We start from the raw sequence: 11,318 nt of genomic DNA, 5'->3' as shown, positions 1-11,318 counted from the left end.
TGAACCACCTGATCCCTTCCCGAACTCAGAAGTGAAACCTCTTAGCGCTGATGGTAGTGTGGGATTACCCATGTGAGAGTAAGTCATCGCCAGCTCATTATTCTAAAAACACCCCCTGTCAAATGGCAGGGGGTGTTTTTTTATGTCTGGGAAAAAGAAAACTGTAGAAAATGATGAAAATAGAGCAGGATTTAGGCTAAAAACTCAGCTCTTAATAAAATAATAGGCATATACTAGATGAGTCTCTGGAGCTCATATGTCCACAAACTTGTCTTCCAGCCATATTGAATATGGTTCTTCTGCCTTCTAAAAATTGAATATTCATGTAATTTCTTTCCTAATCTGCTATTAAATTAATTAAAAACTGGACCACACGGTCTAACTTTCCATGCCATTTTGCGACCTTTGTATAGTATTTGAGCAAAGCTCGGCGTGCTCAACTAGGGCTGTTGCGAAAGCATGGCGGGATAAATCAATAAAAATAAGATTAAAGAGTTAAATGTCATGTGTCGCGGTTAAAACAATGAAATTGAAAACTCACAGGAGGTGAGACGTGACAATGAATACAGTCAATGTGAATGAGGTCATTGATAAGGCCAAATTTACTCTATTTCACTTTAATGTCGTGTTCTGGTGTTTGCTGATTATTTTATTTGATGGCTATGACCTGGCAATTAATGGCGTGGCTTTACCGCTCTTAATGCAGCAGTGGTCTTTAAGTGCAGTACAGGCGGGTATGCTGGCGAGTACAGCACTTGCAGGCATGATGTTTGGCGCGATGATGTTTGGTACGCTGGCAGACAAGATTGGCCGTAAGAAAGTCATCATGATCTGTGTGGTGCTGTTTAGCGGTTTTACCTTTGCAGGTGGCTTTGCTTCTAACCCCACAGAATTCGGTATTTTACGTTTCCTGGCTGGTTTAGGCATTGGCGGTGTAATGCCAAACTTGGTGGCTTTAACCTCTGAATATGCACCAGCACGCTTACGTGCCACTTTGGTCACTACCATGTTCAGTGGTTATGCGGTGGGTGGTGTAATGGCTGCTTTATTAGGTGCATGGTTTACTCCTAATTTTGGTTGGCAAATCATGTTCTTTATCGCAGGTGTGCCTTTACTGTTATTGCCTCTAATCTGGAAATTCCTGCCAGAATCTCTGACATTCTTGGTGAAAGCGCAGAAGCATGATAATGCTCGCCAAATCATGCAGCGTTTAGATGATCAGCTCAGTTTAAATGACCAGACTCAATTGGCTTTAAGCGAGATTAAAATTGCTGAACCTGCTTTCGTGAGCAGCTTGTTTAAGCAGGGGCGTACAGCAAGCACACTGTTATTCTGGTTAGCCTTCTTTATGTGTTTACTGACACTGTATGCCTTAGGCAGCTGGTTACCGAAACTGATGATGGCAGCAGGCTATTCGTTAGGTAACAGTTTAATGTTCCTGCTGGCAATGAATATTGGTGCGGTCATTGGTACCGTAGGCGGCGGTATCCTAGCAGACAAGTTCCACTTAAAACCTGTGATTATTACTCTATGTTTGTCAGGTGCGGTGGCATTATCGCTATTAGGCTTTAAATCTCCTCAACCTGTGATTTACTTCCTGGTTGCCGTGGCAGGTGCTTCAGCGATTGGTGGTCAGATTCTGCTTTATAGCTATGTGGCGCAATACTATCCATTAACTGTTCGTTCAACCGGTATTGGTTGGGCTTCAGCGGTAGGGCGTAGTGGGGCAATTGTCGGTCCAATCCTGATCGGAATGCTGCTGGGTATGGAATTACCACATCAGCTGAACTTCATGGCTGTTGGCCTACCAGTGGTGATTGTAGCCATTGCCGTATCACTGATTGTGCGTAAAGACCGCGTTGTAAATGCAGATCCAGTAGCAGAGCCGAAGCTTAAAACTGTCAAGGCTTAATGACCCACTGGTTCTTATATTCATTTTTAATCTTTAGAAAAGGTTGAAACCCCTTCAAATAAGGGGTTTCAACGTTTAAATTCATAATTTTTACTAGAAATCAAAATATATTTCTTGCTTAGAAAAATTACTAAAAGACCCACTTAAAAATATATTTTAAATATATAAAACAAGCATTTAAATATTAATAGTAACGTGAATAATCACATAAAAGTATATCTCTAAAGCTTTAATTTACCTTAACTATGGTCTTATTGTAACGCGAAATCCGCTTCAGTATATTCGCTCGAACTGACTGTTTTGTCGTAATAGTCAGCAGGATTTATGGACAAGTACTCATGGGAGATGAGAACGATGACAACGGAAAAAATAGACGTTAATTCTGTAGTCGATAATGCGAAATTTACGCCTTTTCACTTCAATGTAGTTGCTTGGTGTTTACTCATTATCTTATTTGATGGCTACGATTTAGCAATTAATGGTGTGACGCTGCCACTCTTAATGCAAGATTGGGGCTTAAGCGCAGTACAAGCAGGTATGCTGGCCAGTACAGCACTTGCAGGCATGATGTTTGGTGCCATGATTTTTGGTTCGCTGGCAGACAAGATTGGCCGTAAAAAAGTTATCATGATCTGTATCGTGCTGTTTAGTGGTTTAACTTTCGCGGGCGGCTTTGCGTCTAACCCGACTGAATTTGGTATTTTACGTTTCCTTGCTGGTTTAGGCATTGGTGGTGTAATGCCAAACCTGGTAGCACTGACTTCTGAATATGCGCCACAAAAGATGCGTAGTACCTTAGTAACCACAATGTTCAGTGGCTATGCCGTAGGGGGTGTCATGGCTGCTCTGCTTGGCTCATGGTTTACTCCAGATTTTGGCTGGCAGATCATGTTCTTTATTGCGGGAATTCCATTGTTTTTATTACCTGTGATCTGGAAATTCTTACCTGAATCTATCTCATTTATGGTGAAACAAAATCGCCAAGCGGAAGCACGAGAGATTGTGCGTCGTATGGCACCAGATTTAAAAGTAACTGAAAATACAGTATTCACTTTACCTCAGGAAAATGTACCTGAAGCTGCGAACGTGGTTAGCCTGTTTCGCCGCGGTCGTGCAGTCAATACATTATTGTTCTGGGTAGCATTCTTCACTTGCTTGCTGACGATGTATGCACTTAGCAGCTGGTTGCCAAAACTAATGATGGCTGCGGGCTACTCAATGGATAACAGCCTGATGTTCATGATGGTCATGAACGTAGGTGCAGTGGTTGGTATCGTCGGCGGTGGTATTCTGGCTGACCGTTTCCACCTGAAACCAGTACTGATGTTCCTAGGTATTATGGGTGCGATTGTGATGAGCTCAATGGGCTTTGCGTCTAACCAGTTCTTACTTTATATCTTGGTGTTCCTGGCTGGTGCAGCATCAATCGGTTCACAAATGTTGCTATACAGTTATGTAGCGCAGTACTACCCACTGGCAGTACGTTCTACAGGTATTGGCTGGTCTTCTGCGATTGGTCGTATGGGTGCGATTGTAGGTCCAATCCTGATTGGTGGCTTACTGGGTATGAACCTGCCTGCACACTTCAACTTTATGGCAGTCGGTTTACCGGTTCTGATTACAGCAATTGCGGTTGCATTGATCATGCATGAAAATGAGGCTAACAAGATTGGTTCAGTCGAGCCAGCAGTGTCGAAAGCTTAAAAAATTGAGTTTTAAAATGAAGCCTCCGAAAGGGGGCTTTTTTATGTTATAAGAATCTAATTTTTAAAAATAAATTCTAAAAGATGAATGAAGAACAATTAATAGCTGAAGCAATTTTGCAACTTAAACAAGAATCAAATGTTATTAAAGATTATATTTTCCCTATAGCTATGGCACTTGTTTCTTCATTAATTGGTGCAATAGTAGGGTATAGGGTCTATTTAAGACAAGAAAAGCTAACTGCAGAAAGAAGAAAGCTAGATATACTTAATAAATGGATTTTGATCGCAGATGAAATACATCAATCATTACTTGCTACTAAATATAATTATTACGGTAATTTAACTTCACATCCCTATCAGAGATTTCTTGCTGTTCCATCAATTATTGGTATGGGTCAAAATTATCAATTCGAATATCATGAATTAGTTTTTATTACAGACCAAAAAGAAACTAAATGGTTGAACGTAGCCTATCTAAGAACTCTCTTCGCTAATTACAATACTTTGCTTTCAATGTGGAATATTAGAAATGAAATTAACGATAAAGTTCGTATACAGTTCTTTAAAGCTAATAATTTAAATATAGCATATGCTGATTTAAGTGATGAAGAAATAGAGTCAAAAATTAATCAAAGTGATTTATCTTGTTTAATTGATCTAACAGAACGTAGTTTGCGGCTTACCGATGACTTAATTATTGAGTTTTATAAATTTTTAAACGAATTTCCTGCAGCTGTAAGTAAGAAAATAGATTTAAATTTATTGAAAAATTATGGGTTTATATTACATCTTGATTTGAAAACGAATAAAGCAATTCATCTCTTACTAGAGGAATGTCCTTTACCTGATTATAAAAAAATATCAAAAATTACAGGAAGGACTGAAGAAGAACTTATGGCAAGATATAGTCCATTATTTAAGTAAAAATAGTAATGGGTAAAGTATATGGAATTCAATTCGATCTCCCCAATCCCTGAAGATGATGATGAACTACATCTTCCTGAACTGGTGTACTGGGCTTCAGTCGGCGACGTTGAACAGGTCGAGCAGGGCTTGCAAGATGGTCTGGATGTTAACTCAGCTGATGAAGAAGGCTATAGCGCATTACAGGCTGCTGCCGAAAATGATCATCTTGAAGTGGTGAAGTTACTGGTGAGTAAAGGCGCAGATGTCGATCATCGCAGTACTTACACTGCTTTAGAACTGGCTGAAATGGCAGGCAATAAAGATGTCGTGGAATATTTAAAAAGCCTGAAAGGCAGTATTCCTAAATAAAAAGAATAAAAAAAGAAACCCCACAAGCTGGGGTTTCTTTTTGAGAACGGTTTAGGATTACGGAATAATATCCATATCCGCTTCCAGTTCTTCCACAATTGCAGTATTAAAAGCCGGTAAATCATCCGGATTACGTGAAGTAATCAGCACCCAGCCATTGGTATTGCAACGGTGTACTTCTTCATCCACCCATTTTGCACCGGCATTCTCTAGATCCAGCTTGATACTCTTATAAGAAGTCAGGTTTTTATCTTTGACGCGACCCGCATCAATCAGTGCCCATGGACCATGACAGATTGCCGCAATCGGTTTCCGGTTATCGGCAAAGTACTGGATGATGCGTTGAGCATCTTCATTGATACGTAATTTATCCGCATTCACTGTTCCGCCAGGAATCACCAGCAGATCATAATCTTCTACACTGACTTCATGCATGGTTGTATCAGGTGTGTATTGTGCACTTGGCTTGCTGTCGGCTTCCATGGTGTGGACGTCTTCATTTTTTTCTGCAGCATGAATCACCACAAAACCATGTGACTGCAAGAAATCCAGGGGCTGGACTAATTCATCGTGTTCAATGCCTTCGTTCGAGGTGATAATCAGAACTTTCTTGACCATGATTGTAAATCTCAATATCTGCAGGGGTCTTTAGCTTAGCAATAAGGCATTTTTAGAAATGTTGCTTTTTTAGCCGAGGACTGTAAGCATTTATAGAAGAAAGGCCTGAAAGAACAACAGAGAAAAACAATAGATGGAAAAAAGCCCCGATATCCTATCGGGGCTTTTCCGTATTTCGTGATTTAGGTATAACTCCTGTCGTACCTCACGTCCTGGTGCATCTGCTTATTTTTGTTTTTATGTTTCGGAGCATCCTGCTCTCTATGGGTTTAAGATACTGCAGCTTAATATAGCTTAAAAGACGCAGATAACAGCTTATGTTGTACGCCTGGGCTTACAAGATCTAAGTAGTATTCTGTAAGTCATTCTTTTCATTAAAAGTGCATGTCCAGACCGATATAAGGACCTTTAAATTCTAGTTGAAGATCTGGCACATTATTTTGCTCGGCATCAATTTTCATGATGCGATAACCCAGTTTGGCACCGAGGTCTACAGCAAGATTATCAATAAAGTCGTATTGAAGTTCAGCTTGTACATCGGTCTTTTTAGTGTCGCTGCCATGGCTGTAAACAGCTTCAGCTTTGGCGCTCATCCCGGTGAATGGCAGTTTGACACCTGCTGTTGCGTAGAGCAGAGGACTATATTCGTCTAGATCGTACTGGGTTAGAGCACCGGCATTCAGGTTTTTCACCGTACCATCCAGATTGCTTAAGCCGACACCGACATCCGCATGCACAACTGTATCCAGCAATTCGTAATACAGAATGTAGTCAATATTGTTCAGCTCGATATCTGAAGCATTAAGTACAGTGCTTTGCTCGCTGTTGCTGTCGAGATTTACATATTTGATTTTTGCATTTGGCAATAACGGTACCGGATGTTCCAAAGCTACAGACAGTTGTGCCGTACCTTGACGGTCCAGATCATGTTTACTGGCATTGTCAGACTGGCTATATCCGTCAAAATTCCAGTAGCTGGCATCTGCTTTCAGACCAATGATATCGGCATGGCTGACGCTACTCAGCGCCAGTCCGCATAATAAGGTATTGATGATTCTTGCGTGCATAGGTTGAATTTCCTTGTGCTTGACTCAAATTGAGCAGTTTTATGACCTAAATCCATATTTTTAGTATTTCTGGCTAGCTGCATCATATAGGTAATTTTCAAAATGTATATGGTAGCAAGTAGGGGAACCATCCAGCCAGATTAAGCTTAATTGTTCAGTTTTATTTTGCTAGATCTGGAACAATTACAGAGCAGGTTTTTTAGCCATCTCAACTAAGGTCTACATTTTAAAAACGCATGTCACTGGATCTTGAGCATATAATCAAATATATCGAAATATTGCGTGACCCTGAAAGGACATGACATGACTAAACCCCGAGCAGTAATCGACTATCCGCTTTATGTTGCAGGTAAGGCAGTGGAAACCTCAGAGTGGCTGGAGGTTCAGGATAAATATACGCATAAGGTTTGCGCACGTGTATCACTGGCAGATGCCAAAATTCTGGAAAAAGCCATTAAAGCAGCAGTCAAAGCCGAAGCGGAAATGGCGGCTCTGGAGCCTTATCAAAAACAGAAAATCCTGTTGCACTGTGTGAAGCGGTTTAATGAAATTCGTGGTCAGTTGACCGAGATTCTGATTGCTGAGGGGGGTAAGCCACGTAAAGCTGCAGCAGCTGAAGTGGAACGTCTGATCAATACTTTCCAGATTGCTGCCGATGCCGTGACTCAGGTTGATTCAGGCCGTATGATGCCATTGGCAGTTACAGCAGCTGCATCGGGCTATCAGGGCTTTGTGAAACAGGTTCCGATTGGCGCCGTCTCCCTGATCAGTCCTTTTAATTTTCCGCTGAATCTGACCGCTCACAAGATTGCGCCTGCAATTGCAGCGGGCTGTCCCTTTGTCTTAAAACCTGCCAGCCTGACACCGGTGTCAGCTTTAAAGATTGCTGAGATTCTGGCAGAGACTGATTTACCACCAAATGCGTTCTCGATACTGCCCTGTCCACGTGAACTGGCGGATGTACTGGTGACAGATGACCGTTTCAAAATGCTCAGCTTTACTGGTTCTGATGTAGTCGGTTGGGATATGAAAGCGCGGGCAGGGCGCAAAAAAGTCACGCTGGAACTGGGTGGTAATGCCGCGGTAATGATCGAACCGGATACTGAAATTACGGATAGCTTTATTGATCGCCTGATCGGTGGTGCTTTTGGTCATGCCGGACAGGTCTGCATTAGCGTGCAGCGTATTTTGGTGCATCAAGATATCTACGCTGAGGTGAAGAAAAAACTGGTAACCAAACTGAAAAAGCTCAAACCAGCGGATCCTGATTTGGACACCACCCTGGTCGGTCCAATGATCAAGGAAGCTGAAGCCCAGCGTTTGAAAAAATGGCTGGATAAAGCCGTGAAGAAAGGCGCTAAAGTGCTCAGTGGCGGCAAGCTGGATGGTGTGATGTTTGAGCCGACCTTACTGGAAGATGTCGATCATGGGCTAGAAGTATATAAGGATGAAGTGTTTGGTCCGATGGCAATCTTGGAAAAATACAGCGATTTTGAGGCTGGGATTGAATGCATCAACAGCAGTCGTTTTGGTTTGCAGGCGGGTGTTTATACCCAGAACCTGAACAAGATGATGTATGCCTGGAACCAGTTGCATGTCGGTGGCGTGATCATCAACGACATTCCATCCTTCCGTGTTGATAATATGCCGTATGGCGGTGTAAAGGATTCGGGATTAGGGCGTGAAGGCATCCAGTCTGCAATTCGTGACATGCAGGAAGAACGAATACTGGTAATTAAAGCCTGAATAATGATTTAAATTTTAAGTGTTCAGATCATGCGCACATTTGCTCATGATCTGAGTTTTTAAAGTTCAGCTATTCAATAAGAAGAGAACAGGAATAATTTTTATAACTCATCAAGATATACTTAAAAAACAATATATTCCTAAAAGTTAATTCACTTATAACTTAATAAATCAAGCTAAGCTTGGAGAAATATTGAGCGGTTGAACAAGATATATTATAAAAAATTAATATTAGGAGCAGAATTTACACAAATCATACTTAAAACTCAGTATTGTTAAATCCATATACACGGACAGTGTGGGCAAGATGCTTTATCCAGGATTTGACATGCTAGACCGTTGGCTGATTTAGAAGCTGAAGCTCACAAGGCAAAGCTCCAATTGAAGCACCCAGAATTATTTTTATTGGTACTTTTTTTGCTCGCGCGATAACCATAATAAGCAGCATCTAAAGAGACCTAAGGTTTAGGTGTTCTATGACAGATACTCGAGAGAATTGGTCGGCACGATCAGGATTTATTATTGCAGCGATTGGCTCTGCAGTAGGGTTAGGGAATATTTGGCGCTTTCCATACGTTGCCTATGAAAATGGCGGAGGTGCATTCCTGATTCCTTATCTGATTGCGATTTTCGCAGCAGGTTTGCCATTATTGTTTTTAGATTATGCAGTTGGACACAAGTTCCGCAAAGCACCACCGATGGCCTATAAAAAACTCATGAATGCAGAATCTCTGGGTTGGTGGCAGGTGATGGTGACCCTGATCATCGGGATTTATTATGCCAGCGTATTGTCCTGGGCTGGCAGCTATATGTTCTATTCCTTCGGACAACAGTGGGGAACCGATACTCAAGGCTTCTTCTTCAATACCTACCTGCAAAATGGTGAAGGCCTGACCTTCGGTTTTGTTCCGGTACTGTTTTTTGGCCTGGTAGTCGTTTGGGCAGCGGTGATGCTGATCCTTTACGGTGGAGTACGCCGTGGGGTGGAACTGGCGAATAAAATCTTTATGCCATTGCTGGTGATTTTATTCACGATCCTGGTGATCCAGGCGGTACGTTTACCTGGTGCAGTCGATGGCTTAAATGCCTTCTTTACTCCAAACTGGGAAGCCATGACCAATTATAAAGTCTGGCTGGCAGCTTTTGGTCACATCTTCTTCTCACTTTCCGTGGGTTTCGGGATTATGTTGACCTATGCATCTTACTTGAAACGTAAAACCAACCTGACCGGTTCAGGTATCGTGGTGGCATTGGCAAACTCGTCTTTTGAAATTCTGGCGGGTATTGGTGTCTTTGCAGCACTTGGTTTCATGGCATTCAGCTCAGGTGCAAAGGTTGAAGATGTAGTCTCTGGTGGTATCGGTCTGGCCTTTATTGCCTTCCCGAAAATCATTTCCAGTTTAGGTGCAGGCGGTGACCTGTTCGGCTTCCTATTCTTTGCGTCATTAACAGTGGCGGGTATTACCTCCATGGTCAGTATCCTGCAGGTGCCAATTGCGGCATTCCAGGACAAGCTGGGCTGGTCAAAGAACAAGTCCGTGACGATTATTGCCGGTGGTTCAGCAGTGGTATCGACTTTGATCTTCTCGACCCATAGTGCCATTACATTTGTCGACATTATTGACTACTTTGCCAATAACATCGGTATTGTCGGTGGTGGCCTGTTATCGATTATTTTATTGTCCTGGTTCCGCCGTCCATTGATGAAACAGCTGGAAATGCATGTCAATGAATTTGCCAGTGTGAAACTTGGTGCCAGCTGGAAGTTCATGCTGACAGTGATCACGCCTTTGTCATTATTGCTGGCATTGGGTTTAACCCTGAAATCAATCATGGCAGAAGGCTATGGTGGTTATCCCGCAAGTACGCTATGGACGATTGGTGGGGGTACCCTTGCATTCTTTATTCTGGGCGCCATTCTGCTCAGTCTAGTTAAAGACCATCATAGTTAGGAGAACCAATATGAATACATCTGCATTGATCATGATGATTTTCTCCATCGTTTTATTATGGGGTGGTCTGGTACTGTCTGTGATTCATCTGGCAAAAAATCCGGAAGAACCAGAAGACTAACAATCTTCACATAAACTGATTGTTGCTGTAAATGAAAGTCATTATCATCTTTGCTGATAATGACTTTTTTAATGGCTGACTTATGGGTATTGCTTCCGTTACTGATGCACAAGTCTATACAGCCTTTGCCGTAACTCTATTTGCCGGCTTGGCCACCGTGGTGGGTGGGGGACTGGTGTTATTTTTAAAAAAGCCCAACCTGCGTGTCATGTCCTTCGGTCTGGCCTTTGCTGCTGGAGCGATGATTTATGTGTCTCTTACTGAGATTCTGACTAAATCCATTGATTCTTTTAGCGTGGCGTATGGCGCGAAAATGGGGTATGCCTGGGGAACCTTGACTTTATTACTGGGTGCAGTCTTGGTGCTGTTATTGGATCATTTGGTCCCCAATCCGCATGAGACCCTGGAAAAAAATAATACCCAGGACCTAGGACAGGAACAGTTGCTGCGTACCGGCTTGCTCACGTTATTTGCCATTACTGCACATAATTTGCCGGAAGGCATGGCGACCTTTTTTGCAACGCTGGAAAGCCCGATGCTGGGTGCGCCGTTAGCGGTAGCGATTGCGATTCACAATATCCCGGAAGGTGTAGCGATTGCTTTACCGGTATATATGGCGACACATCGACAATCCTATGCATTGCTCGCCAGTTTGGTTTCTGGTCTGGCGGAACCTTTGGGAGCCGCATTGGGCTACTTCATTCTGGCACCGTATCTGAATACCACCATCTATGGCATCATTTTCGGTCTGATCGGTGGCGTGATGGTCTATCTGGCACTGGATGAAATGTTGCCAACCGCCAAGCGTTATTCCAAAGGTCACGAAACGGTTTATGGCCTGATTAGCGGGATGGCGGCCCTTGCCAGCAGTCTGGTAATTTTCAAATTTCTCCAATAAATCCAGAATAAAAAAAGGCAGCC

The 11,318-nt window shown here is 42.5% G+C and carries 10 protein-coding genes and 1 rRNA gene; 9 read left to right on the top strand and 2 right to left on the bottom strand.

Going from position 1 to position 11,318, the window contains the following annotated elements:
- The 5 genes from rrf to ACS72_RS15600 all read left to right on the top strand — a co-directional run.
- A 5S ribosomal RNA gene (gene rrf, locus ACS72_RS15620) occupies positions 1 to 95 on the top strand; the annotation flags it as partial.
- A 458-nt stretch (positions 96 to 553) separates the two neighbouring features.
- Positions 554 to 1,912 carry an MFS transporter gene (locus ACS72_RS15615; protein WP_048882630.1) on the top strand — a complete coding sequence of 453 codons (1,359 nt, stop codon included), beginning with the start codon at positions 554 to 556 and terminating at the stop codon, positions 1,910 to 1,912.
- A 354-nt stretch (positions 1,913 to 2,266) separates the two neighbouring features.
- A complete protein-coding gene (locus ACS72_RS15610) occupies positions 2,267 to 3,616 on the top strand; it encodes an aromatic acid/H+ symport family MFS transporter (protein ID WP_004814054.1) in 1,350 nt (449 codons plus the stop codon).
- An 83-nt stretch (positions 3,617 to 3,699) separates the two neighbouring features.
- Positions 3,700 to 4,542: a hypothetical protein gene (locus ACS72_RS15605; protein WP_108675702.1), complete on the top strand. Its 843-nt coding sequence runs from the start codon at positions 3,700 to 3,702 to the stop codon at positions 4,540 to 4,542.
- A gap of 21 nt (positions 4,543 to 4,563) precedes the next feature.
- Entirely contained in the window at positions 4,564 to 4,893 is a 330-nt protein-coding gene (locus tag ACS72_RS15600; protein ID WP_048882629.1) for an ankyrin repeat domain-containing protein, read from the top strand.
- Between the two features lie 57 nt (positions 4,894 to 4,950).
- Here the strand turns inward: ACS72_RS15600 and ACS72_RS15595 are convergent, their stop codons facing one another.
- Both ACS72_RS15595 and ACS72_RS15590 read right to left on the bottom strand, forming a co-directional pair.
- Complete coding sequence (locus tag ACS72_RS15595; RefSeq protein ID WP_048882628.1) at positions 4,951 to 5,511, bottom strand: type 1 glutamine amidotransferase domain-containing protein; 561 nt, start codon at positions 5,509 to 5,511, stop codon at positions 4,951 to 4,953.
- Positions 5,512 to 5,885: 374 nt separating this feature from the next.
- Positions 5,886 to 6,578, bottom strand: coding sequence for a TIGR04219 family outer membrane beta-barrel protein (locus ACS72_RS15590; protein ID WP_048882627.1), 693 nt, complete (start codon positions 6,576 to 6,578; stop codon positions 5,886 to 5,888).
- A gap of 303 nt (positions 6,579 to 6,881) precedes the next feature.
- Between ACS72_RS15590 and ACS72_RS15585 the strand changes: the two genes are divergently transcribed.
- From ACS72_RS15585 to zupT, 4 genes are all read left to right on the top strand, one after another.
- Complete coding sequence (locus ACS72_RS15585) at positions 6,882 to 8,324, top strand: aldehyde dehydrogenase family protein (RefSeq protein ID WP_048882626.1); 1,443 nt, start codon at positions 6,882 to 6,884, stop codon at positions 8,322 to 8,324.
- A gap of 476 nt (positions 8,325 to 8,800) precedes the next feature.
- Positions 8,801 to 10,276 carry a sodium-dependent transporter gene (locus ACS72_RS15580; RefSeq protein ID WP_048882625.1) on the top strand — a complete coding sequence of 492 codons (1,476 nt, stop codon included), beginning with the start codon at positions 8,801 to 8,803 and terminating at the stop codon, positions 10,274 to 10,276.
- A 10-nt stretch (positions 10,277 to 10,286) separates the two neighbouring features.
- Positions 10,287 to 10,397, top strand: coding sequence for a methionine/alanine import family NSS transporter small subunit (locus ACS72_RS17645; RefSeq protein ID WP_004814066.1), 111 nt, complete (start codon positions 10,287 to 10,289; stop codon positions 10,395 to 10,397).
- 82 nt (positions 10,398 to 10,479) lie between these two features.
- A complete protein-coding gene (gene zupT, locus ACS72_RS15575) occupies positions 10,480 to 11,295 on the top strand; it encodes a zinc transporter ZupT (RefSeq protein ID WP_008306963.1) in 816 nt (271 codons plus the stop codon).
- Positions 11,296 to 11,318 lie beyond the last annotated feature (23 nt).

Origin of the sequence: Acinetobacter sp. VT 511 (genome assembly GCF_001077515.1) — a bacterium.
GTDB lineage: Bacteria > Pseudomonadota > Gammaproteobacteria > Pseudomonadales > Moraxellaceae > Acinetobacter > Acinetobacter schindleri.
The sequence above is the reverse complement of the archived record's forward strand: the minus strand, read 5'-3'. Positions and strand labels throughout refer to the sequence as shown.

What these genes read in the sequence shown, in the direction of transcription:
- zupT (WP_008306963.1), top strand. Translation starts at nt 10,480, where the DNA reads ATGGGTATTGCTTCCGTTACTGATGCACAAGTCTATACAGCCTTTGCC.
- ACS72_RS15585 (WP_048882626.1), top strand. Translation starts at nt 6,882, where the DNA reads ATGACTAAACCCCGAGCAGTAATCGACTATCCGCTTTATGTTGCAGGT.
- ACS72_RS15595 (WP_048882628.1), bottom strand. Translation starts at nt 5,511, where the DNA reads ATGGTCAAGAAAGTTCTGATTATCACCTCGAACGAAGGCATTGAACAC.
- ACS72_RS15590 (WP_048882627.1), bottom strand. Translation starts at nt 6,578, where the DNA reads ATGCACGCAAGAATCATCAATACCTTATTATGCGGACTGGCGCTGAGT.
- ACS72_RS15605 (WP_108675702.1), top strand. Translation starts at nt 3,700, where the DNA reads ATGAATGAAGAACAATTAATAGCTGAAGCAATTTTGCAACTTAAACAA.
- ACS72_RS15580 (WP_048882625.1), top strand. Translation starts at nt 8,801, where the DNA reads ATGACAGATACTCGAGAGAATTGGTCGGCACGATCAGGATTTATTATT.
- ACS72_RS15610 (WP_004814054.1), top strand. Translation starts at nt 2,267, where the DNA reads ATGACAACGGAAAAAATAGACGTTAATTCTGTAGTCGATAATGCGAAA.
- ACS72_RS15600 (WP_048882629.1), top strand. Translation starts at nt 4,564, where the DNA reads ATGGAATTCAATTCGATCTCCCCAATCCCTGAAGATGATGATGAACTA.
- ACS72_RS17645 (WP_004814066.1), top strand. Translation starts at nt 10,287, where the DNA reads ATGAATACATCTGCATTGATCATGATGATTTTCTCCATCGTTTTATTA.